Annotated in this window: 20 protein-coding genes; 13 read left to right on the plus strand and 7 right to left on the minus strand. The window is 63.9% G+C overall.

The window, feature by feature from the left end; genetic code table 11:
* The first annotated feature begins 108 nt into the window (after window positions 1-108).
* On the plus strand, window positions 109-1,413 hold the full coding sequence (locus tag FW796_RS22455) for a CitMHS family transporter (RefSeq protein WP_346635803.1): 1,305 nt from the start codon (window positions 109-111) through the stop codon (window positions 1,411-1,413).
* Window positions 1,414-1,504: 91 nt separating this feature from the next.
* A complete protein-coding gene (locus tag FW796_RS22460; protein WP_446440137.1) occupies window positions 1,505-2,758 on the plus strand; it encodes an OprD family porin in 1,254 nt (417 codons plus the stop codon).
* Between the two features lie 5 nt (window positions 2,759-2,763).
* Here FW796_RS22460 and FW796_RS22465 read toward each other — a convergent pair whose 3' ends face one another.
* Window positions 2,764-3,774 (minus strand): M48 family metallopeptidase, encoded by a 1,011-nt coding sequence (locus tag FW796_RS22465; protein ID WP_446440061.1) that lies wholly within the window; start codon window positions 3,772-3,774, stop codon window positions 2,764-2,766.
* Window positions 3,775-3,801: 27 nt separating this feature from the next.
* Window positions 3,802-4,401: a LemA family protein gene (locus FW796_RS22470; protein ID WP_346635805.1), complete on the minus strand. Its 600-nt coding sequence runs from the start codon at window positions 4,399-4,401 to the stop codon at window positions 3,802-3,804.
* A gap of 200 nt (window positions 4,402-4,601) precedes the next feature.
* On the opposite strand from FW796_RS22470, the gene FW796_RS22475 reads away from it, so the two are divergent.
* The 4 genes from FW796_RS22475 (at window position 4,602) to FW796_RS22490 (ending at window position 6,320) form a co-directional block, all read left to right on the plus strand.
* Window positions 4,602-5,021 carry a DUF4265 domain-containing protein gene (locus FW796_RS22475; protein WP_446440062.1) on the plus strand — a complete coding sequence of 140 codons (420 nt, stop codon included), beginning with the start codon at window positions 4,602-4,604 and terminating at the stop codon, window positions 5,019-5,021.
* Between the two features lie 22 nt (window positions 5,022-5,043).
* Window positions 5,044-5,451, plus strand: coding sequence for an Imm10 family immunity protein (locus tag FW796_RS22480; protein WP_446440063.1), 408 nt, complete (start codon window positions 5,044-5,046; stop codon window positions 5,449-5,451).
* Window positions 5,452-5,527: 76 nt separating this feature from the next.
* Entirely contained in the window at window positions 5,528-5,866 is a 339-nt protein-coding gene (locus FW796_RS22485; protein ID WP_011060802.1) for an FKBP-type peptidyl-prolyl cis-trans isomerase, read from the plus strand.
* A gap of 31 nt (window positions 5,867-5,897) precedes the next feature.
* Window positions 5,898-6,320, plus strand: a complete 423-nt coding sequence (locus tag FW796_RS22490; protein ID WP_446440064.1) for an NUDIX hydrolase — start codon at window positions 5,898-5,900, stop codon at window positions 6,318-6,320.
* Between the two features lie 16 nt (window positions 6,321-6,336).
* Here FW796_RS22490 and FW796_RS22495 read toward each other — a convergent pair whose 3' ends face one another.
* Together FW796_RS22495 and FW796_RS22500 are read right to left on the minus strand one after the other, a co-directional pair.
* A complete protein-coding gene (locus FW796_RS22495) occupies window positions 6,337-7,359 on the minus strand; it encodes a diguanylate cyclase domain-containing protein (RefSeq protein WP_446440065.1) in 1,023 nt (340 codons plus the stop codon).
* Between the two features lie 159 nt (window positions 7,360-7,518).
* Window positions 7,519-8,157, minus strand: a complete 639-nt coding sequence (locus tag FW796_RS22500; RefSeq protein WP_346635836.1) for a LysE family translocator — start codon at window positions 8,155-8,157, stop codon at window positions 7,519-7,521.
* 120 nt (window positions 8,158-8,277) lie between these two features.
* Between FW796_RS22500 and FW796_RS22505 the strand changes: the two genes are divergently transcribed.
* Entirely contained in the window at window positions 8,278-9,216 is a 939-nt protein-coding gene (locus tag FW796_RS22505; protein ID WP_446440138.1) for a LysR substrate-binding domain-containing protein, read from the plus strand.
* Between the two features lie 149 nt (window positions 9,217-9,365).
* On the opposite strand, the gene FW796_RS22510 is transcribed toward FW796_RS22505, so the two are convergent.
* Window positions 9,366-9,860, minus strand: a complete 495-nt coding sequence (locus FW796_RS22510; protein WP_346635820.1) for a DUF1543 domain-containing protein — start codon at window positions 9,858-9,860, stop codon at window positions 9,366-9,368.
* 83 nt (window positions 9,861-9,943) lie between these two features.
* The gene (locus FW796_RS22515) at window positions 9,944-11,077 is read right to left on the minus strand and encodes a cytochrome P450 (protein WP_446440066.1); all 1,134 of its coding nucleotides are present in this window, start codon (window positions 11,075-11,077) and stop codon (window positions 9,944-9,946) included.
* Between the two features lie 81 nt (window positions 11,078-11,158).
* On the opposite strand from FW796_RS22515, the gene FW796_RS22520 reads away from it, so the two are divergent.
* Window positions 11,159-11,953 (plus strand): ArsR/SmtB family transcription factor, encoded by a 795-nt coding sequence (locus FW796_RS22520; protein WP_346635822.1) that lies wholly within the window; start codon window positions 11,159-11,161, stop codon window positions 11,951-11,953.
* 71 nt (window positions 11,954-12,024) lie between these two features.
* Here FW796_RS22520 and FW796_RS22525 read toward each other — a convergent pair whose 3' ends face one another.
* Window positions 12,025-15,627 carry a transporter substrate-binding domain-containing protein gene (locus FW796_RS22525; protein WP_446440067.1) on the minus strand — a complete coding sequence of 1,201 codons (3,603 nt, stop codon included), beginning with the start codon at window positions 15,625-15,627 and terminating at the stop codon, window positions 12,025-12,027.
* 338 nt (window positions 15,628-15,965) lie between these two features.
* Between FW796_RS22525 and FW796_RS22530 the strand changes: the two genes are divergently transcribed.
* The 5 genes from FW796_RS22530 to FW796_RS22550 all read left to right on the plus strand — a co-directional run bounded on the left by FW796_RS22530 (window position 15,966) and on the right by FW796_RS22550 (window position 21,414).
* The gene (locus FW796_RS22530) at window positions 15,966-17,174 is read left to right on the plus strand and encodes an EAL domain-containing response regulator (protein WP_346635824.1); all 1,209 of its coding nucleotides are present in this window, start codon (window positions 15,966-15,968) and stop codon (window positions 17,172-17,174) included.
* 90 nt (window positions 17,175-17,264) lie between these two features.
* A complete protein-coding gene (locus FW796_RS22535) occupies window positions 17,265-17,765 on the plus strand; it encodes an AAA family ATPase (RefSeq protein WP_346635825.1) in 501 nt (166 codons plus the stop codon).
* Window positions 17,766-18,256: 491 nt separating this feature from the next.
* Window positions 18,257-19,666, plus strand: a complete 1,410-nt coding sequence (locus tag FW796_RS22540) for a circularly permuted type 2 ATP-grasp protein (protein ID WP_346635826.1) — start codon at window positions 18,257-18,259, stop codon at window positions 19,664-19,666.
* Between the two features lie 3 nt (window positions 19,667-19,669).
* Window positions 19,670-20,620 (plus strand): alpha-E domain-containing protein, encoded by a 951-nt coding sequence (locus FW796_RS22545; protein WP_346635827.1) that lies wholly within the window; start codon window positions 19,670-19,672, stop codon window positions 20,618-20,620.
* Complete coding sequence (locus tag FW796_RS22550; protein WP_446440068.1) at window positions 20,617-21,414, plus strand: transglutaminase family protein; 798 nt, start codon at window positions 20,617-20,619, stop codon at window positions 21,412-21,414. Before FW796_RS22545 ends, FW796_RS22550 begins: the two co-directional genes overlap by 4 nt.
* The last annotated feature ends 107 nt before the right edge of the window (window positions 21,415-21,521 follow it).

Consider the following 21,521-nt stretch of genomic DNA (forward strand, 5'->3'; position numbering starts at 1 on the left):
CCCCATTTATTGCCTGTGCCGGGCGCCCTTGATCGGGCCGCCCGGCGCCCAGGTGGCCGTGCGCCTGCGTGCCGGCCACGTTCATCATAAAAACAAGAGAATCGACATATGCTCGCTTTGCTCGGCCTCGCCATGGTGGTGGTCTTTACCGTCCTGATTATGACCAAGCGCCTGTCGCCCATCGTGGCCTTGACGGTGGTGCCCATTGTCTTTGCAGTGCTCGGCGGATTTGCCGGCAGCACCGGCAAGATGATGCTCGACGGCCTGAAAATGGTTGCGCCGTCGGCGGCGCTGTTGCTGTTTGCCATTCTGTTTTTCGGCTTGATGATCGATTCGGGGCTGTTCGATCCGCTGATCCGCAAGATTCTCAAGCGGGTCAATGGCGACCCGACCAAGATCGCCATCGGCACCGCTCTGCTATCGCTGGTGGTGGCCCTGGACGGTGACGGCACCACCACCTACATGATTACCTGCGCGGCGATGCTGCCGCTGTACAAGCGCATCGGCATGAACCCGATGATCCTCGCCACCATCTCCATGTTGTCCCTGAGCATCATGAGCGGCATGACCCCGTGGGGCGGACCGGCAACGCGCGCCATCGCCGCCCTTGGCCTGGATGCCGGCGAGTACTTCGTGCCGCTGTTGCCGACCATGATCGGCGGCGCCGCCTGGGTGGTGTTTACCGCCTACCTGTTGGGACGAGCCGAGCGCAAGCGTATCGGCAATACCCAACTGCAAAGCGGTGGCGGTGACTGCTACATCAAGGCGATTCTGGAAGACACCCCGCACAAGCGGCCCAAGCTGGCCTACGTCAACCTGCTGCTGGTGGTGGCGGTAATGACCGCGTTGGTGCTGGGCCTGATGCACTCGGCGGTGCTGTTCCTGATCGGTTTTGTCCTGGCGCTGATGATCAACTACCCGCAACTGGATATTCAGAAAGAGCGCATTCTCGCCCACTCGGGCAACGCCATGACCGTGGTGCTGCTGGTGTTCGCCGCGGGGATCTTCGCCGGTATTTTCTCCGGCACCAAGATGGTCGACGCCCTGGCACAGACCCTGGTGGACTGGATTCCGCCCTCCTGGGGCCACCTGTTCCCGCTGGTGGTGGCGCTGACCAGCATGCCGTTGACCTTCGTCCTGTCCAACGATGCCTACTACTTCGGCGTGGTGCCGATTTTGGCCAACGCGGCGGCGGCCTATGGCATTTCTCCCCTGGAAATAGCCCGGGCCTCGATCCTCGGTCAGCCGGTGCACCTGATGAGTCCGCTGGTGGCCTCGACCCTGCTGCTGGTGGGCATGGTGGACCGTGATATAGGCGACTTCCAGAAAGCCACGGTGAAGTGGGCCGTGCTGACCTCTCTGGTCATTACCGCCCTGGCCTTGCTGACAGGCGCCCTGACCCTGTTCGTCTGATTCGTTCAAAACCCTCTTTCGTTGCCTGGCGCGCCTGCTTGCGGGGCGCTTGGCGAACTGCGCCTTGAATAACAACAACGAGAAGTACGACATGAGCCATTTGCTGATTCGCGCAACGGTATTTTCCTGCTTGAGCCTGCCGCCGGTGGCGGGGCTCCAGGCCGCTGACTTCATCGACGACAGCAGCCTCAAGCTGCAATTGCGCAACGTCTATTTCAACGAAAACTTCCGCGACGAACACGGCCTCAGCGCCAAGGCTGCGCGCACCGCCAAGAGCGAGCGCACCGAATGGGCCCAGGGTTTCCTGCTCGATTATCAGTCCGGATTCACCCCCGGCACCCTGGGGTTCGGGGTCGATGCCCTGGGGCTGCTGGGGGTTCGGCTCGATTCCGGCAAGGGGCGCAGTGGAACCGGGCTGCTGCCGGTGCATGACGACGGTCGCGCCGCCGGCGAATTTGCCAGTGCCGGCGCCACGGCCAAGGTGCGGCTGGCCAAGACCACGCTCAAGTACGGCACCCTGCTGCCCAAGACCCCGGTGCTGGTTTACAACGATGCCCGTCTGCTGCCGCAGACCTATCAGGGGACCCAGCTCAGCAGCACGGATATCGACGGCTTGAGTTTGACGGGCGGTTATCTGCAGCGCTTCAAACTGCGGGACTCCACCGACAGCGTGGGGCTGGTGCCCGACGGCTACAGCGGCGGCCAGTCCGGGGACTTCCGTTACGGTGGGGCCGAATACAAGTGGAGCAAGAACCTGCGCCTGAGCTATTTCCATGGCCAGCTTGAGAACTTCTATCGACAGGACTTTGTCGGTCTTCAGCACGACCTGGCGCTGGGGCAGGGGACGTTGACCGGCGATCTGCGCTACTTCCGCAGCGCCGACTCAGGCGCGGCCTTTGACGGCAAGATCGCCAACCGCATGCTCAGCGGCCAACTGACCTACGCGATCGCCGGGCATTCCCTCGGCGGCGGCTATCAGCGCCTCAGTGGCGATGCCGGCTTGCCGTATATCAGCGGCGCCACGGTCTACTCCTTCAGTAACGCCGGCATCGGCAAGTTCATCGAGGAGGGCGAGAAGACCTGGATGCTCGGCTATGGCTACAACTTCGCCAGCCTGGGTGTCCCCGGCCTGACCTTCAGCTCGCGCTACCTGAGCGGCAATGACGGCAAGTCCGGGACCCGCGTCGATGAGTGGGAGCGCGACAGCGAACTGGCCTATGTGCTCCAGCAAGGCTCGCTCAAGGGGCTGGGGGTGAAGCTGCGCAATTATGTGTATCGCTCCGACTACTCCCGTGGACGCGACAGCAACCGCCTCTACATCACTTACGACATTGCCCTCTGGTAGCGCATTTACAGCGGCTTGAAGCGCCCATCCCACTGCGGGTCCAGGCGCTGGATGCGCGCGGCCAGCGGCGGGTGGGTGGCCATCAGGCGCTCCAGGCGCAGTTTCACCCCCTGATGGAAATACAGGTGGCTGTACTGGGCGGCGGCGAAGGCGCGCAGGCGTGAACCGGCGCTGCTGCCGCCGATCTTTTTCAGGGCGCCGGCAATGCCCTGGGGGTTGCGGGTGAACTGCACCGCCGAGGCGTCGGCGAGAAACTCGCGCTGGCGGCAGATGGCGGCCTTGATCAGGTTGCCCAGCAGGCTGCCCAGGGAGCCGAAGATCAGCAGGGCCAGGCCCAGCACGGCGAACACGATCTGCCAGAAGAAGCGGTGGCGGTCGCTGCCCAGGTGCTGCTTTTCGGCCTGGCGCAGCACCGCGATGCCGGCGAGGCTGAACACCAGCAGGCCGTGGATCACCGCCAGCAAGTGGGTGTTGAGGCGCATGTCGCCGTTGTGAATGTGGCTGAACTCATGGGCGACCATGCCCTGCAACTCGTCGCGGTCCAGGTGGATAAGGGCACCGCGAGTGATTCCGAGCACCGCCTGCTGCGGTGTCAGCCCGGCGGCGAAGGCATTGATTGCGTCTTCCGGCAGTACATACACGGCCGGCATCGAGGCGCCGGAGGCCAGGGCCATTTCCTCGACGATATTGAGCAGTCGCTGTTCCTCGCTGCCCCGCGGTGAGTCATTGATCAGGCGCCCGCCCAGATGCTCGGCGATCACCTTGCCGCCGGCCCGCAGGCGCCAGGTCTTGTACCAACTGCCCAGCACCACCACCAGCAGCATGAGCAGTGCCACGATCGCGACGACGGTCCAGTTCAGCACCTTGGGCTGGCCGTACTCCTGGCTCAGCTCGCGCCACAACAAGCCCAGCCCGAGGCTGCTGAGGCTGACCAGGGTGGTCACCGCCAGGGTCATCAACAGCAGCAGTTTGAGGGTGTGGCGCCGGGCGCGGGCCTGGTGTTGAAAGAACTTCATGCAAGCTTCCGGGGGCAGGCGGCGGGGTTACTGGAACGACACTTTGCTGGCGTCTTGAATTTGCGCGCTGTCGGCGAATTGCAGCAGGGCGGCGTCGGCCCGGTGGCCGAACAGCCCGGCGAAAAACAGCGCCGGCACCTGCTGTTTGCACAGGTTGTAGTCGGTCACGGCGTCGTTGAAGGCCTGGCGGGCGTAGGCGACCTTGTTCTCGGTGCTGGTGAGCTCTTCGCTGAGCTGCGCCATGTTCTGCGAGGCCTTGAGTTCCGGATAGGCCTCCAGGCTCAGGTGCAGGCGGTCGAGAACCTGATCCAGGGCGCTCTGGTCCTGGCCCAGGCGGGCGATGCGTGCGCTGTCGCCGGGTTGCGCGGCGGCCGCTTGCAGGCTGTCCCGGGCACTGTTGCGCGCCTCGGCCAGGGCGGTCAGGGTCTGGCGCTCGTGCTGCAGGTAGCCTTTGACGGTTTCCAACAGGTTGGGAATCAGGTCGTAGCGGCGCTTGAGTTGCACTTCGATCTGGGCGAAGGCATTGCGCAAGCGGTTGCGCCGGGTCGTCAGGCGGTTGTAGAGGCTGACCAGGTACAGCGCCAGCAAGGCGAGCAGCACCAGGGTGACGATATCGGCGGTGGCCATGGGATGTCCTTATCGGGGTGGGGCGTGGGGGCGGCAATGGTAACGGAAACTTCCCGGGCAGCGACAGACCTTTGCCCGAGCGCGATTCAAGGATTGCCACGGGCCGGCAATTCTGCGAAAAAGCGCTCGGCGTTCGCCGGCCTCAAGCTCGGCCGGGCGCTTTTTATTCAATGAACCAGGGACAGGTGATGGACAAGATCATGCTCAGGTTGACCGTGGTCGACGACTATCCGCCGGCAGCCAGCGAAGGTGTCTGGGCGCAGCAGCAGCCAGACGGCCTGTACCGTATCGCCAATATTCCCTTCTATTCCCCGGATGTCTGTTACGAGGACGACGTAGCAGTCCAGGTGCAGGCCGATGGCTTGAAGTGGTTCAAGCACATCGCGCGCAGCAGTGGCAACAGCACGCTGCGCCTGGTGTTTTTTGAAACCGGCCGGGCCCGGGCACCCGAGGTGCTGGAACGGATCAATGCCCTGGGCTGCCGTTGGGAGGGCATGAGCAAGGCCTTCTACACAATCAATGTGCCTGCCTCGGTGCTGCTGGACAGCGTGCTGGACTACCTGCAGGCATGCTTTGAACAGGGTTGGCTGGACTATGAGTCCGGGTTGTTGCGCCAGTGAACGGTATAAGGAGTAAAGGCTGATGAGCTTCAAGTTTCACGCAACCACCTACAGTGCCTGCACTGAGGACGAAGTCCAGATCCTGGGCTTTGCCGATGATGGGCAACAGCCAGGGCACTACCTGCTGCTGCAGCGTGCCGAATGCGTTGACGAGCAGGATCGGCAACTGGGCATGGACACTTACTATGTAGAGCTGGGCGGGCAGGACGTGGCCGGCTACGGCGGCATCGAGCGGCTGCAATTGGCGCCGGGGCGCTTGACCCTGCATTTTTCCCGCACCCTGGACTGGTGCCGGGCCTTGCCCAGCCTGGAAATCAGCTGGGATGCAGGGCTGGCCAGCGTCGAGGAGGTCGAGGCGGCGTTCGGCGAGATGTTTGTCGGCACCGACACCGGTATCCAGGTCCAGCACGGGCCGGGCGCAGCGCAGTGATTGCCAGGCAGCGGCAATTCTGCGAAAAAGCCCGCCGCGGTCCCGTGACGGGGCAATGTTTGAACGGGAGTGAAGCATGAGCGACGAATTGCAGGTGATCGATATCCAGCCGGGCGATGGCAAGGCCGTGGTCAAGGGGGCTTTGATCACCACCCAGTACCGGGGTTTTCTGGAGGACGGCAGCAGCTTCGACTCCTCCTACGATCGCGGCAAGCCGTTCCAGTGCGTGATCGGCACTGGGCGGGTGATCAAGGGTTGGGACCAGGGCCTGATGGGTATGCAAGTGGGCGGCAAGCGCAAACTGCTGGTGCCGGCGCACCTGGGCTACGGCGAGCGCAGCATGGGCGCGATCCCGCCCAACTCCAACCTGATCTTCGAGATCGAGTTGCTGGAAGTGCTGACCCGGGATGATTGAGGCTAAGGCCCGAACCTCAGGAGAAAGGCCGATGCCTGGCAACAAGGCTTGTGCGGTACTGCTGCGCCACACCACTGAGCTTGAGGTCTTGGCCTTTCGCCACCCGCTGGCGGGTCTGCAACTGGTCAAGGGCACGGTGGAGGCGGGAGAGTCGACGGCCGCCGCGGCGGTCCGCGAGCTGGCGGAAGAGGCTGGCGTCCAGGCCGAGGAAAGCCGCTCTCTGGGGCTCTGGCACTCGGGGTTTTCCGGCCAGGTATGGGCCTTCCATGAGTGCCGGGTGCTGGGGCAGTTGCCAGAGTCCTGGACGCATTTCACCGAGGATGATGGCGGCCATCACTTCGAGTTTTTCTGGCATCCCCTGGCCAGTCCGCCGTCGGCCCAATGGCACCCGCTGTTTCAAGCGGCCCTGGGCTTTCTGCGTGAGCGCTTGCTCAGCGCGGGTCGCGACGCCTAGGCCCTGCTGCCGGGTACTACTGCCCCAGGCGGTATTGGTTGTTGCCGCTGCGCTTGGCCTCGTACATCGCCAGGTCGGCGACATGTAGCAACTGGTCCATGCGCCCGGCATGGTCGGGAAACACCGCCACGCCCAGGCTGCTGCCGATGCTGTGGCGATGGCTGTCTACCTCCACCGGGGGCGACAGTTGATTGAAGATCTTTTCGCCGATGCGCCGGGCTTCTTCTTCCAGGTCGAGCCCCGGGGACAGGCCCTCCAGAATCACTACGAATTCGTCGCCGCCGATCCGCGCCACGGTGTCGCTGGTGCGCAGGATGCCTTGCAGACGTTGGGCCGTGGCGCTCAGGACCCGGTCTCCGGCGGCGTGGCCGTACTGGTCGTTGATCGCCTTGAAACCGTTGAGGTCAACGAATACCAGGGCCACTCGGGTCTGGTTGTGACGTGCCTGCTCCAGGGCCCGGGACAGGCGCTGTTCCAGCATCAGGCGATTGGGCAGGCCGGTCAGCGGATCGAAGTGCGCCAGTTGCTGCAGCTGGCTGGTGGAGACTTTTTCATCGGTAATATCCCGTACCACCCCCATCATCTTGATGGTGGTGTCGTGCACGTTTTTCACCACGTTGCCGGTTTCCCGCAGCCAGTGGATGCTGCCGTCGGGCCACACCACGCGGTATTCCTCATCATGGTTCTCGCCGGTTTCCAGGCAGCGCAACTCGCCGGCGCGGACCCGTTCGCGATCGTCCGGATGCACGCAGGAGCAGAAGAGTTCGTAGGAGGGCACCACTTCACCGACCTTGAAACCGAACATGCCGTAGATGGCTTCCGACCAGTACAGCCGCTGGGTGTCCACTTCCCAATCCCAGGTGCCGATGCGCGCGAAGTACTGGCTGCGCTTGAAGCGCTCGGCGTCGTCGGGCAAGCCTTCGGCGAGTGTGCGATAGTCCCGCAACTGGGCCTGGGCGCGGCGTTCGCGGCGCAGCAGCCACAACGCCAACAGGGCCAGCAACAGGGTCAGACACAGTAGGGACCAGACAGCAATCATCGGATTCTGGACAGCATGTAAGGGGGTGGTCCTGAGGGGTGGATAGCGCTTGGCTATGTTAATTCATGGCGTGCTTCCCACAGGAGATTTTTATCGGCTGGCGGGCGGATTTTCCGCAATGTTTCCATGAACTACGAATGTCCGGGGCAAAGCCACGCGTCATCGCTGGGCGCCGGCATTGCACAACTCCAGCACGGCGTAGCCCAGGCCCAGCAGTGCCACCAGTAATAGCGCCAGGCTGGAGAGGCCGGTCACCAGGCGTTTGTACTTCAGCGAGAAACCCTGGCGCGCCACCAGGATGTAAGCCCCCAGCACGGCAAAATCCACCACTACCCAGACCAGCGTCAGCAGCAGTGCACTGTGCTGCAAGGAGCGGGTGACCTGGATGAACTGGGGGAAGAAGGAGGCAAAGAAAATGATGTCCTTGGGGTTGCCGATCCCCACCAGGAAACCGCTGGCCAGGCCCTGGCGGCCCTTGTTGGTGCGTGGCGGCGCGGGTGCGGGGGCTGGGCCAAACACCTCCCGCAGCCCCTGCAAGGCCAGCCAGCCGATGAAGCAACAGCCCAGCAGGCTGACCCAGCCGATCAGGCGTGGGTCCAGCGCCAGGCCGGTGGTCAGCATCAGCACCGCCAACAGTGCCAGCAGCAGCGACGCGGCATTGGTGCCCAGGGCGGTCAACACGGCCTGGCGCGGCCCGGCGTTCATGCTGGTGTTGACGATCAGGGCCACCACTGGCCCCGGGGTGGCCACCAGCATCAGTACGCTGAGTGCATAGGCCAACAATAACGACAGGTTCAGGTCCACGAGTAACGCCTTTGAAGTCATGTGAAAGGCCTCAGCTTGGGGGCTTTGTCGTGCATTGAAAAACGCAAAAAGCTATGACTTACTATGAGTATTAATCATTATTGGTGCTCGTCGATGGTCGAATCCCTGCCACCGCTCTACGCGCTGCGGGCCTTTGAAGTGGCCGCCCGCTCCAGCTCCTTTACCCGAGCCGCCGAGGAGCTGTCCCTGACCCAAAGCGCCATCAGCCGGCATATCCGCACCCTGGAAAGTCAGTTCGGCTGTCGTTTGTTCGAGCGTCACGGACCCAGGCTGGTGCTCACCGAAGCCGGACAGCGCCTGGCCCGGGAGCTCAAGGTGGGCTTCCGGATCATCGAGGATGCCTGCCTGCCGCTGCGGGCCAACACCGGACAGTTGCGCCTCAAGGCGCCTTCGACCCTGACCATGCGCTGGCTGCTGCGGGTCCTGGAGCAGCTCAAGGGGCAACAGCCGGCGCTGGCGGTGCAACTGGCCAGTGTCTGGATGGACTTCGACCATGTGGATTTCTACGCCGAGCCCTACGACTGCGCGATTCTCTTGGGCAACGGGCACTTTGGCGCCGGGGTCGAGGCCTGCAAGCTGTTTGATGAATGGCTGATTCCCATCGGTCCACCCGAGGCCGCGGACGCGCCGCCCTGGACCCTGGAACGGCTCAAGGATGCGGAGCTGATCCATCCTTCGGCGGACCGTCGTGACTGGCGACGCTGGTTGCAGGCGCAACGGCTCAAGGACAGGGACCTGCTGCAACAGGTACGACTGGAGCGGGGCAATGTCTTCGACACCCTGGACCAGGCGATCTCTGCGGCGATGGCCGGGCACGGCCTGTCCATTGGTGATCTGCACCTGGTGGTGGGGGACATTCGTCGAGGGCGGGTCAGCCTGCCATTCCCCAGCGCCGTGGCGTCGGGGGACGGTTATTACCTGGTGTGGCTGCGAGACAGCGTGCGCCGGGAATCCATCGCTCGGCTGCGGGAGTTTCTACTGAGTCAGGTCGCGGACATCAGCGATCTTGAACTGGACTACCTGAGCTCCTAGAAGCACAGGGTCCGGACATTGGCTTCGCTGACCGTCAGCGCCCTGTGCTGCACGAGCATGAAACGGCATGCTTGCCTCCTCTCTGAAAAAAGCGGTGTACATGGCAAATGCTCTATGGCCTGTTCGCCGGCAAGCCGGCGTCTATCAGGTCAGCCCAGAATGATGTAGTCGTTTTGCTGCACGATGCCCCGGTGCGGGCCGGGCACCAGATGCACATAACGGCCTTCCAGCAGGTCGATCGGCAGGCAGTCGTCCACGTCCAGCAGGGCATCGGTGTGGGACTTGTGCCAGTGGGCAAGCATCTGCCGCTTGCCCTTGGCCTTGGCTTCGGCCTTGTCCCGGGCCACCACCAGCAGGTAGCGGTGGGCCTCGCCAAAGGCCGTCGCTTCGTAGCCGCCCAGGTTCAGGAAGTACAGGCGCGGTGCACCCGGCAATGGGGCCAGGGGGCTGAGTTCGATCTTGTAGTCCTCGACCCCGTCGACCTGCATCCAGGAGTCGATGTGCAAGCCCGCCGGGCTGCCGAACCAGCCTTCGCGCAGTTGCGGGTAGGCCGCTTCGAGACGGTCGGCGACCACGAACTGGACATCGTGGACTTCAATTTTCGCTCTGGGGTGTTTTCCCCCCAGCATCACCACAAACAGCATTGTTGTTCCTTTTCCCGTATCGGCCTTGGCAGTAGGGGCACGTTTTACCTCAAGCGTCCGGGGACTGCCAGCGCGCTTGCCGGCTATCCGACGGCATCGGTGAACAGGGGAATACGGCCGTTGACTGAGTCCTGGTAGTGCCAGTCCAGCGCCAGGGCGCTCAGCCCCGGCGAGCGCAGCAGGAGCTGCAGCAAACGCTGGACGATATTCAATGCCAGGCCCTGGCCGGGACAGCGGTGCGCTCCGCTGCCGAAACTGAATCCCTGGTACGCCGGATTGCTGCCGGTGACCGCGGTCAGGGCCGGGTCGTGGTTGGCCGCCGCCAGCAGCACCAGCACCGTATCGCCGGCTTGCAGGTCCACCCCCAGCAGGGTGCAGGCCTGGACGACGAACCGCCGGGTGTTCTGCACCGGCGGGTCCAGGCGCTGGCGTTGCAGCAGCCAGGCACTGAGCAGGTCCGGATCACTGGACAGGTGCTGGCACAGAGACGGTTGCGCCAGCAGGGCGATCAGGCTGTTGCCGATCAATCCGGCACAGGCGTCGTGGGTTTGCGCCAGCAGGCCCAGCAGATTGGCCAGCAGATCCGCTGGGGCCAGGCCGTTGCTGCGCTCAAGGATCGCCGTCAGGAGTGGGCTGTGTTGTGGGGCATCGAGCAACGCCTGCATCTGTTGGAGCAGGTGTTGCGCCGCGCAATCGGCAGCCTGCAGCTGTTCTGCATTGCTCAGGGGGGAGAGGCAGGCAACGAATTCGCCGGTGCGCCGGGCAAGGTCTTCGCGCCGTTCGGCGGCTATTCCCAGCAGTCCTGCCAGCAGCGCCACTGGCAGGCGCCACTGCCAGCGTTGCAGATCGCTGGCACCTTGCGGTGCACTCAGGACAGGGCGCCATTGTGCCAGCAAGGGCATAAGGTCGATGGCGCCCAGTTGCTGCAGAGGCGTCGCCATGGCGGCACGGGGACAGCTGTGGCGCGGGCCATCGTTCATCCGCATCAGGCGTGCAAACACGTCCCCGGCAGGCCGGTCGGCGATGGCCTTGGGCACCGGCTCCTGAGGCGGTCGGACACGGCAGGCGGGGTGGTTCAGCACTGCCGCCACCGCGGCGGCGCTGCTGGCGACCCACAGGCCCAGCGCTGAATCGTAGGTCAGGCCGCCCCGAGCACGCAGGCGGGCGTAGTAGAAATCGTAGGGGTCGAAATGGGTGACAGCACTGATCGGGTCCATGATTCGTCTCTTTGTCGGGCAGATATTCAGGTTGCTACTATCCTGATCTTTTCGAAGACACGATTCGTCATGGAGCGAAATATGAATGTAGTGCAGAACGACCTGGGGGTATCCAACGTGGCGGCGGCCATCGCCGAGCCGGCCCGCACCCGGATGCTCTGTGCGCTGATGGATGGCCACGCCCGTACCAGCACCGAACTGGCGGCGATTGCCGAAGTCAGCACGTCGACCGCCAGCGCCCATCTGGCCAAGCTCAGGGACTCCGGCCTGTTGCAGGTACAGGTCCAGGGACGGCACCGTTACTACTGCCTCGGCGATCCGCTGGTGGCCCAGGCTCTGGAGGCGCTGATGGTGATCGGCCAGGGCAGCACCTTCACCCCGCGTACCCCGGACCGCCTGCAATTTGCCCGCACTTGCTACGACCACCTGGCAGGCACCCTGGGGGTGCAGTTGCACGACCGGATGTTCGAGGCCGGTTGGTTGCTGATGGGGGAAGAGGGCAAGGCGGGAAAAAGAGGCAAAGGGGGCAAAGGAGGCAAAAGGGGCAGGGATTATCGGGTCAGTGAAAGTGGTGTCGAGTTCTTCCGCGGCCTGGGCATCGACGTGGCCGAGTTGCGCAGGTTGCGCCGCAGCCTGGCCTGTCCATGCCTGGACTGGAGCATGCGTTGCCCGCACCTGGGAGGTGCTTTGGGGGCGGCGTTGCTGCGTGTCCTGTTGCAGCGCAAATGGCTGAGACAGGATGTGGACAGCCGCGCCCTGACCCTGACCGGCACCGGCGGGCGCTACATCAGCAGGCGTTTCGGCATCGCCCTGATTCAGCCATCCAAACCGCTGTCGGCATCGGCCAGTCTGGAGCTGCAAAGCCTGGGGGCCTGAGCCTCGGCGGTTTCGCAGTTCTGGTGCTTCGGTGCTGCGGCGAGCATGCGATGAGGTGATGCCAGGGCCGCTCAATCGGGCACCTGGAACTCCAGCAAGTCGCGATCCAATCCAACCATGGCCTGCTCCAATCGCGTCAATGCGGTCTTGATCTGGCCGGCATTCGCGCCTTCGCGGCAGGCCCTCTCCAGGTATTCGCATTCATCGATCAGGGCCTGGGCGTTGATGATCCGCGCTGCACCGCGGATACGGTGAGCCAGGTCGGTCACGCCTTTATTGTCGGGGCTGGCCAGCAGTTCGCGGATCTGCTTCAAGTCCTGCTGGTTACTCTGGTGCAAGCCCTTGAGTACCCGCTGGATGGATTCGGGGTTGCCGCCGGTGAGGTGGTCCAGTTGCTGGATGTCGTAGCGCTCACTGCTGGCCTTGAGTTGCAACCGGGGCAGGGCGGGCAGTTGCCGCAGGCGGCGGTCCAGTTCAGGCAGGGCAATGGGTTTGAAGATGCAGCCATTCATGCCGGCGTCCCGGCAACGCTGTTCCTCTTCGGGATGGACGTTGGCGGTAAAGCCGAAGATCTGCACTGGCGGCCGGCCCTGGGTCTGTTCGGCAACGCGGATCTGTCGGGTCAGTTCGTAACCGTTCAGCACCGGCATGTTGCAGTCGGTGATCACCACATCGAAGGTTTCCCGCTGCCAGACCTTGTAGGCTTCGGCACCGTTCTGCGCCTGGCTCAATGAATAGTCGAGGAAGCGCAACTGCTCGCACAGCAGTTGGCGATTGGCCTGGCTGTCGTCCACCACCAGGATATGCAGCGGCCCCCGGGCAGCGACGGTCAGGGTTTCCTCCGCTACCGGAGGCGGGGCATCGGGCAGCGGGTCGAGACGACTCAACTGCACCTGCACCCGCGCCAGGGTGCCGACGCCGGGCTGGCTCTCCAGGCGCAGTTGACCGCCCATCATTTCGCACAGCGTGCGGCAGATCACCAGGCCCAGCCCGGTTCCCGAGCGGGCGTTCTGATGTTGCCCGGGCACCTGGCTGAAGGGCTGGAACAGCCGTTGCTGGTCGTCGGGCTCGATGCCGATCCCGGTGTCCTTGACGGTCAGCAGCAAGGGCAGCAATTGCGCATCGTCACCCTCGGCCTGCAAGCGGATCTGCACCCCGCCGTGTTCGGTGAACTTGATCGCATTGCTGAGCAGATTCGACAGAATCTGCTTGAAGCGCAGCGGGTCCACCAACACGTCGCCATTGACGCTGCTGTCCAGGTCCAGCTCCAGGCGCAGGCCCTTTTGCCGGGCCAGGCCATCGAAGACCCGGAACACCGACTCCACCAGATCCCGCAGGTTGGCCCGCTCGGGGCTCAGGCTCAGGCGTCCGCTTTCGATCCGGGCGATGTCCAGGATGTCGCCGATCAACTCCAACAGGCCCTGGGCCGAACCGTAGGCCACCTCGATCGAGCTGCGGTCGAGCTGGCCTTGATCCGCGCGCTTGAGGGCCAGCTCCAGCATGCCGATGACCGCGCTCATGGGGGTGCGGATTTCATGGCTCATGGTGGCCAGGAAGGTGGTCTTGGCCCGGTTGGCCTTGTCGGCATCGTTCTTGGCCTGGGTCAGTTCTTCCAGCAGTTGTTGGCGATCGCTGATGTCGAGCCAGCCACCGATGATGCCCTGGATCTCACCCTGGGCATTCCGGTAGGGCAGCATCCAGTGGTAGATGTTCAGGCGTTGGCCGCGGATGTGTACTTCGCGGTCGATCAGCAAGGGTTGGCCGCCGGCAAGGATGGTCTTGAAGTCTTCGGCAAACTGCGGGGCCTCGGGCACCGCCAGCTGGTCGAGGCTGGTGCCCAGCATGCTTTGGCGATCGGTGCCCATGGCCTTGAGGTAGCTGTCGTTGCAGATCACCAGGCGGCGGTTCAGGTCGCGCACATAGATCGGGTTGGGCGTGCCGTTGATCAGCGCGTCCATGAAGCGCATCTGATCGTTGAGGGCATGTTCGGCACGTTCGCGCTGGCTGACCTGGCGCCGCATGGCGTAGCCCCAGGCCAGGGCGATCAGCAGCAACAGCAGCGCGCCGGCACCTGCCATATAGAGGGTGGTGCGATAGTCGCGCCAGGAGGGCGGCACAACCGCCGCCTTGGAACGCCAGCGGTTGTTCAGCTCGGTGAGGGCGTCGGGCGCGATGCTGCGCAGGGACTTGTCGATGATGCTGAACAGTTCCAGCTGGTCGCGGCGGATGCCGAAGGACTCGTTGAGCAGGGGCAGGTTGAGGGCTGAGTTGACCTTGAGCCCGTCCTCCTTGATGCGCGGCAGGTTGAAGCTAACGGCGATCTCCGCTTGCACCGCGCCATCGGCCTGATGCTCGCGCAGCAGGGTCAGGGCTTCGAAGTTGGTCTGCACTTCCTTGATGCGAATCTGTGGATAGCGCTGGCGCAGCAGTGGCACCAGCGAATGGCCGCTGCCGATCAGCAGTGTCTTGCCAGCCATCTCTTCCAGGGATTTCGGTGCATCGGGGGTGTCGCGGGTGATCAGCATGTAGGGCCCGACCAGGTAAGGCCGGGTGAATTGCAGGTAGCCTTCGCGCTCAGGGTTGCGGGCCCGATCGGCAACCATCTGCACCCGGCCCTCGCGCACGGCGACGTTGAGGTCCGTGAAGCTGGGCAGGGCGTCGATCTCGAAACTCAGCCCGGTCTTGGCCTCCAGCATGGTCAGCAGGTCGGAGGTAATCCCCAGGTAATTGCCGTCGGCGTCGAAGTAGGACATCGGTGGCAGATAGCGGTGAATGCCGATGCGCACCACGGGGTTCTTTTCGATCCAGCGTTGCTCATCGGCAGTCAGATCGGTTTTTTCCATGCTCAGCAGCAGGCGGTCGCCCCAACGATTGCGGATGCTGATGTCCTGCTCTTTATGGATCGCTTGCAGTGCGGCGTCGAGCAAGCGCTGCAACTGGTGGTTGTGCGGATTCACCGCGAAGGCGAAACCCGTGAGGCTGGCCGGGCCGCTGTAGATGATTCGCAGGTAGTCACTGTAGTTGCGCGAGATCAGGAACTGCGCCGAGACCGCGTCGCTGAACAACACATCGGCGTCACCGAAGGCCACGGCGGCCATGGCCGCATCCGTACTGGCGTAGCTTTCGATCCGGGCCTTGGGGTACAGGGCCTGGGCGGCGGGCAGCGTGATGGTGTCCAGGGAGATGGCCAGGTTGCGTCCCTGCAAACCGTTTTTCAGCGACGGAGAATCCCCCAGGCGGGCCACCAGAGCCGGGCGATTGACCAGGTAGTTCTGGCTGCGTAGCAGGGGGTGTTTCTGGGCCTCGCTCAAGGTGACGCCGCCGATGAAATCGACCTCGCCCTTGGCCATGGCCTCGTAGACTTGCTCGCGGGTGTCGTAGGCACGGACAGCGACCTTCACCCCCAGGGAGTCGGCCAGCAGACCGATGTAGTCCGCGGTGATGCCTTCGTATTCCCGGGACTCGTTGACCATCTCCAGCGGTGGCAGGTTCTGCTGCGAGGTGCCCAGCACCAGCTCGCGCTTGTTGCGCAGCCATAGCCAGTCATCGTTGGCCAGGGACAACTCATGGTGATGGGGTGATTCGTAGTTGAGCAGCTGCAAGGGAGTCGCGGTGTCGCCCAGGGCAGGAAGGCATGCCAGCCATATCAGCGTTGGCAGGAGGAAACGAGGCATCGAGGCTCCTGATCGAATAACGGCACAAGAATGAGTCGAGGAGGAAAGTGTCGGGCGGCGTGGCCAGCCGCACAAGGGCTTGGCGCCAATGCTGAAAACAAATATAGATCAAGGGTGGGTGCGAAATGGGCTTATTTTCCTGAGTCGCGCGGGCTCGGGCAAGTCCACCGAGGCTGGCAGACCGAAGGTATTGTCGGCACCTTGACCCGCTTGCGGTTAGCGATACGCTTGTGTCTATCTGCACTCTCTCAATGCTCCTGTCGGTTGGTGCCCCAGAAGGGCCAGCTGATCCGTTATCGGGTCCCCCTCGGCAGTCGCCGCTCACCCTGGAGCCGCGCGTGAATACCCTGAAGATATTGGTTCTTGAAGACCATCCTGTGCAGCAACTGCTGGCTCTGGAGCAGTTGCGGCGCCTGGGTGTAGCTCAGCCGTTGGCGGCGTCCGACGGGGCCAGTGCCCTGCACCTGCTGCGTGAACGCGGTGCGGCGGACATCGTTCTCTGTGACTTGCAGATGCCCGGCATGGACGGCCTGGAATTCTTGCGGCGCGCCAGTGGGGAGCAACTGGTGCGGGCGGTGATTCTCTACAGCCTGATTGAATCCGACCTGCGTCGTGCGGTGCTGCAGATGATCAGCTTGCACGGGCTGATCGTCCTGGGGGATGTGGGCAAGCCGGCGGAACTGGCGACCCTGCAAGCGATGCTTGAACTCTATCAACTGCGCCATCAGCAACAGGTTCCGGCAGCGCCCCGGCACTTTGTTCCAGTGAGCCGGGAAGACCTGCAGCGGGGCGTCGAACAGGGCCAGTTCGTTTCCTACTACCAGCCCAAGTTCGATCTGCAACACGCCAGTTGCCGTGGCGCCGAAGTGCTGATGCGCTGGCGTCATCCCGAACACGGGGTGCTGGCCCCGGCAGCCTTTCTCGATGAGCTGGAGGCCGCGGGCCTGTTGGACGAGGTGCTGCACCAGCAGCTTGACCAGAGCATGGCCCTGCAGCGCCGACTGCTGGACCAGGGAGAAGAACTGGAGCTGGCGTTCAACCTGCTGCCCCGGCAGCTGGCTTGCGGTGACATCGTCAGGCATATCCGTCAGGCCATCGACCGGCATCAGGTGCCGCCGCGGTTACTGACCTTCGAAATCACCGAGGTGGGCCTGGTACAGGCCCCGGCCATCAGCCTGGAAAATCTGGTGCGCCTGCGGATGATGGAGTGCAACCTGGCCATCGACGACTTCGGCGCCGGCTACTCCTCCTTGCAGCGCCTGTGCGAATTGCCGTTCAACCAGATCAAGCTCGATGCTCATTTCGTTCGTGAGCTGGTGCGTCAGCCGCGCTGTCGCGCGGTGGTCGGTGCCTCTCTGGCATTAGCCAGCAACCTGGAAATGTGCCTGGTGGTGGAGGGGGTGGAAACCCAGCTCGAACGACGTCTGTTGCTGGAGATGGGCTGCGTCATGGCCCAGGGCTATTGGTACGCCCGGCCGATGTCGGAAAGCGAACTGTTGTCCTGGCCGCGAAGCGTCCCGGCCGAGCAGTCTGCAGCGTTTCCCTGACCCCGTTCTGCTGTGCCGGGCTGTGCTGCACTGGACGCCGACGGTCATTGCGTTGAAGCTGGCGCTCCACCGTTCCAGCCAGGGCCATGCATGCTCATCGTATTCAGCGGATTGCCGGGTTCCGGCAAAACCACCATCGCTCGCACCCTGGCTCCCCACCTGGGAGCCACCTACCTGCGCATCGACAGCATCGAGCAGGGCTTGCGCGATGCCGGCCTGCCAGAGGTCGGCAAGGCCGGCTACCAGATCGCCCTGCAACTGGCCGAGGCCAATCTGGCCCTGGGCAACCCGGTGCTGGCCGATTGCGTCAATCCCGTGGCCGAAAGCCGTCAGGCCTGGAGCGATCTGGCGCAGCGACTGGATGTGCCGCTGCTGGATGTCGAGGTGATCTGTTGCGACCCCCGCGAACATCGACGGCGGGTCGAGACCCGGCAATTGGATGTGCCGGGCCTGCAAGCGCCCAGTTGGCAGTCGGTGCTTGATCACGACTACGAGGTCTGGACGTCGGCGCCCTTGCGCCTGGACAGTGCGAGCCTGTCGCCGGAGCAGGCGGTGGCGTTGATCCTGGCTCGGTTGCCGGTGCGCAACTGACGGCAAACCGGCCAATCCCTGTCGCGGCCAGTCAATGCCTTGAACCTCGATGGTGCGTGGGCGGTCAGTGCTCAGGGGCCGCTGCCGGCCAGTGCACGCCGTACTGCCCGGAAAACTCCCGATAACGGGGCAAAAAAATCCTCTCCGGGGCTTTATGCACCGATTCAGCCCGTGTCGGTTGGCCGTGATTCAAGCTGAGTCCCCATGGGCGTCCCCAAGACAGGTTCCTGTTGGGGAGGTGCGTCTCTTTTTTGAATGTATTTGTCGCTTTTTGCTGGTTTTTCAGACCGTATGCCGCCGTGACGGTTGTTTGGGCATTTGCGGCATAGCGTTTGCTACCACTCTGTGAGACGGGCGGCAGGGGCCGTCCGATCATGAGCCCAGGAGGTGCTCGCACACAGGGGAACGATCATCCCTTCAAGGTCAAAGCCGGGTCACGCACACACAGGGTTCAAATAAAAAGCCGTTCGCATCACGGCAAGGAGTTGGCTATGTCCCGCGCTTTTTTCGATGAAATGTACGCTGCCAGCGGCACCTGTCGACCCCATTACCAAGCGTTCGCCCGTTGGCTGGCGGACACCCCCATTGAGCTGTTGGACCAGCGGCGGCGCGAGGCCGACCTGCTGTTCCATCGCGCCGGGATCACCTTCACCCTGTACGGCGACGAACAGGGCACTGAACGCCTGATTCCCTTCGACATCATTCCCCGCAGCATCAAGGCCAGCGAGTGGCGCACGGTGGAGCGCGGTTGCGTGCAGCGGGTTCAGGCGCTGAACCTGTTCCTGGCGGATATCTATCACGGCCAGCGGATCATCAAGGAAGGCATCATTCCCGCCGAGCAGGTGCTGGCCAACGAAGGCTATCAGGTGGCCATGCAGGGCCTGGACCTGCACCGGGGCACCTACGCCCATATCGCCGGGGTGGACCTGGTGCGCGACGGCGATGGCAGCTATTACGTACTGGAAGACAACCTGCGCACCCCCAGTGGCGTGAGCTACATGCTCGAAGACCGCAAGATGATGATGCGCCTGTTTCCCGAGCTGTTTGCCGCTCAGCGCATTGCCCCCATCGACCATTATCCCAACCTGTTGCTGGACACCCTGAAGAGCTCCAGCCCCCTGGACAACCCGACGGTGGTGGTGCTGACCCCGGGGCGCTTCAACAGCGCCTATTTCGAGCACGCCTTCCTCGCCCGGGAAATGGGCGTGGAACTGGTGGAGGGCGCCGACCTGTTCGTCCGTGACGATCGGGTGTTCATGCGCACCACGGCCGGCGCCCAGGCGGTGGACGTGATCTACCGTCGGCTGGACGATGCCTACCTCGACCCGCTGTCGTTCAATCCGGACTCCATGCTCGGGGTGCCCGGGCTGATCGCCGCCTATCGCTCGGGCAATGTGGTGTTGGCCAACGCCGTGGGCACCGGGGTCGCGGACGACAAGTCGATCTATCCCTATGTGGACGAAATGATCCGCTTCTACCTCAGCGAAGAGCCGATCCTCAAGAACGTGCCCACCTGGCAGTGCCGCAAACCTGCCGAACTGTCCCATGTGCTGGCCAACCTGCCAGAGCTGGTGGTCAAGGAAACCCAGGGCTCCGGCGGCTACGGCATGCTCGTGGGCCCGGCGGCCACGGCGGCGGAGATCGAGGATTTCCGCGCCCGGCTCAAGGCCCGCCCCGAGGCCTACATCGCCCAGCCGACCCTGTCGCTGTCCACGTGCCCGACCTTTGTCGAAAGCGGCATTGCCCCGCGGCACATCGACCTGCGCCCATTCGTACTCTCAGGCAGTGAAACCCGCCTGGTGCCTGGCGGCCTGACCCGCGTGGCCCTGCGCGAAGGCTCGCTGGTGGTGAACTCGTCCCAGGGCGGCGGCACCAAAGACACCTGGGTAGTGGAGGACTGACACATGCTTTCAAGAACCGCTGCGGACCTGTACTGGATGTCCCGCTACCTGGAGCGCGCCGAGAACCTGGCACGCATGCTCGAGGTCAGTTATTCGCTGTCGCTGATGCCCCAGGCCGGGCGCAGTGACGGCCATGCCGAACTGGCCATGTCGTTGCTGGCGGCCGGCACCCTGGATGACTACAACCAGCGCTACGGTGAGCTCAACACCGAGCGCATGCTGCATTTCTTCGCCCTCGACGAGACCAACCCGGGGAGCATCTACTGCTGCCTGCGGGCGGCCCGCAGCAATGCCCACGCGGTGCGCGGGCGGATCACCGCGGACATGTGGGAGAACATCAACGCCACTTGGCTGGAGATGCGCAACATCGCCCGCAACGGCCTGGGGCGCTACGGCATCAGCCAGTTCTGCGAGTGGGTCAAGGAGCGTTCGCACCTGTTCCGCGGCGCCACCGCCGGCACCATCATGCGCAACGATGCCTATCGCTTTATCCGCCTGGGGACCTTTCTCGAGCGCGCCGACAACACCCTGCGCCTGCTGGACGCGCGCTATGAAATGTTCGGCGAGGAGTCCGAGGAAGTCAGCGACAACTCGGCCCGGGGCTATTACCAGTGGAGCGCCTTGCTCCGAGCCTTGTCGTCCTTCGAGGCGTTCAACGAGATCTACCGCAACGCCCCGGGGGCCGAGCAGGTGTCCGAGATGCTGCTGCTGCGCGCCGATGTGCCGCGCTCCCTGCATGCCTGTGTCGAGGAGCTGGACCAGCTCCTGGCCACCTTGCCGGGGGACAACGGACGCCCGGCCCAGCGCCTGGCCGCCGAACTGAACGCGCGCCTGCGCTACACCGGGATCAACGAGATTCTCGATTCCGGCCTGCACCAGTGGCTGACCGATTGCATCGGCCAGATCCGCCACCTGGGGCAGACCGTGCATGAGTCCTATCTGGAGGTGGTATGAAACTGTCCATTCGTCACGACACGACCTACAGCTACGCCGATGAAGTCTGCACCAGCATCCAGTTCCTGCGGTTGACGCCCCAGAACAGCCAGCGCCAGCAGATCCTCCAATGGCACCTGGAGCTGCCACGGCAGGTGCGCGCCCAGCGCGATCCCTATGGCAACATCCTGCATGTCATGACCCTCGACGAGCCCCACGGCGCCATTGTCCTCACGGCCTTTGGTGAAGTGCAGATCGATGGCTCGCGGGAAGTGGAGGGCGACAGCCAGTCGCCGTTGCCGTTCCTGCGTTGCAGCCACCTGAGCAAGGCGGACTTGGCCCTCTGCGACTTTGCCCGGCGCCATTGCGGCGAGCGCCGTGATCGCGCCGCGCTGATCGAGCTGATGCAGGCCCTGGCCGAGCACATGCCCTATAGCCCGGGCGCCACCGGGGTCGGCAGTACCGCAGCCGAGGCCTTTGCCGGCGCGGCCGGGGTCTGTCAGGACCATACCCATGCTTTCTTGGCTTGCGCCCGCAGCCTGGGGATTCCTGCACGCTACGTCTCCGGCTACCTGTGCACCGAAGACCAAAGTCACCTGGCCAGCCATGCCTGGGCCGAAGCCTGGCTCGACGACGGCTGGTACAGCTTCGATGTGACCAACCGCCTGGCGCGACCCGAACGCCACCTGAAACTGGCGGTGGGCCTGGACTACCTGGATGCCTGCCCGGTGCGTGGCATGCGTCGCGGGGGAGGGGCCGAACAGATGCAGGCCCGGGTCCAGGTCAGCTCCATGGTGCAGGTCCAGCATCAGTAGTTCCGAGCAGCGTCGCGGCCCATGCACCGGCCGGGGCGCGGCGCTACAGGCCGATGGTTGCCTGGGGCCGCGGCCACAGCTGAGGAGTTTCGGATAGGTAGGCAGAT

Source organism: Pseudomonas sp. 910_21 (genome assembly GCF_052850735.1).

Coding starts and splice junctions, on each gene's coding strand:
- FW796_RS22455 (WP_346635803.1), top strand. CDS start 109: ATGCTCGCTTTGCTCGGCCTCGCCATGGTGGTGGTCTTTACCGTCCTG.
- FW796_RS22460 (WP_446440137.1), top strand. CDS start 1,505: ATGAGCCATTTGCTGATTCGCGCAACGGTATTTTCCTGCTTGAGCCTG.
- FW796_RS22465 (WP_446440061.1), bottom strand. CDS start 3,774: ATGAAGTTCTTTCAACACCAGGCCCGCGCCCGGCGCCACACCCTCAAA.
- FW796_RS22470 (WP_346635805.1), bottom strand. CDS start 4,401: ATGGCCACCGCCGATATCGTCACCCTGGTGCTGCTCGCCTTGCTGGCG.
- FW796_RS22475 (WP_446440062.1), top strand. CDS start 4,602: ATGCTCAGGTTGACCGTGGTCGACGACTATCCGCCGGCAGCCAGCGAA.
- FW796_RS22480 (WP_446440063.1), top strand. CDS start 5,044: ATGAGCTTCAAGTTTCACGCAACCACCTACAGTGCCTGCACTGAGGAC.
- FW796_RS22485 (WP_011060802.1), top strand. CDS start 5,528: ATGAGCGACGAATTGCAGGTGATCGATATCCAGCCGGGCGATGGCAAG.
- FW796_RS22490 (WP_446440064.1), top strand. CDS start 5,898: ATGCCTGGCAACAAGGCTTGTGCGGTACTGCTGCGCCACACCACTGAG.
- FW796_RS22495 (WP_446440065.1), bottom strand. CDS start 7,359: ATGATTGCTGTCTGGTCCCTACTGTGTCTGACCCTGTTGCTGGCCCTG.
- FW796_RS22505 (WP_446440138.1), top strand. CDS start 8,278: ATGGTCGAATCCCTGCCACCGCTCTACGCGCTGCGGGCCTTTGAAGTG.
- FW796_RS22510 (WP_346635820.1), bottom strand. CDS start 9,860: ATGCTGTTTGTGGTGATGCTGGGGGGAAAACACCCCAGAGCGAAAATT.
- FW796_RS22515 (WP_446440066.1), bottom strand. CDS start 11,077: ATGGACCCGATCAGTGCTGTCACCCATTTCGACCCCTACGATTTCTAC.
- FW796_RS22520 (WP_346635822.1), top strand. CDS start 11,159: ATGAATGTAGTGCAGAACGACCTGGGGGTATCCAACGTGGCGGCGGCC.
- FW796_RS22525 (WP_446440067.1), bottom strand. CDS start 15,627: ATGCCTCGTTTCCTCCTGCCAACGCTGATATGGCTGGCATGCCTTCCT.
- FW796_RS22535 (WP_346635825.1), top strand. CDS start 17,265: ATGCTCATCGTATTCAGCGGATTGCCGGGTTCCGGCAAAACCACCATC.
- FW796_RS22540 (WP_346635826.1), top strand. CDS start 18,257: ATGTCCCGCGCTTTTTTCGATGAAATGTACGCTGCCAGCGGCACCTGT.
- FW796_RS22545 (WP_346635827.1), top strand. CDS start 19,670: ATGCTTTCAAGAACCGCTGCGGACCTGTACTGGATGTCCCGCTACCTG.
- FW796_RS22550 (WP_446440068.1), top strand. CDS start 20,617: ATGAAACTGTCCATTCGTCACGACACGACCTACAGCTACGCCGATGAA.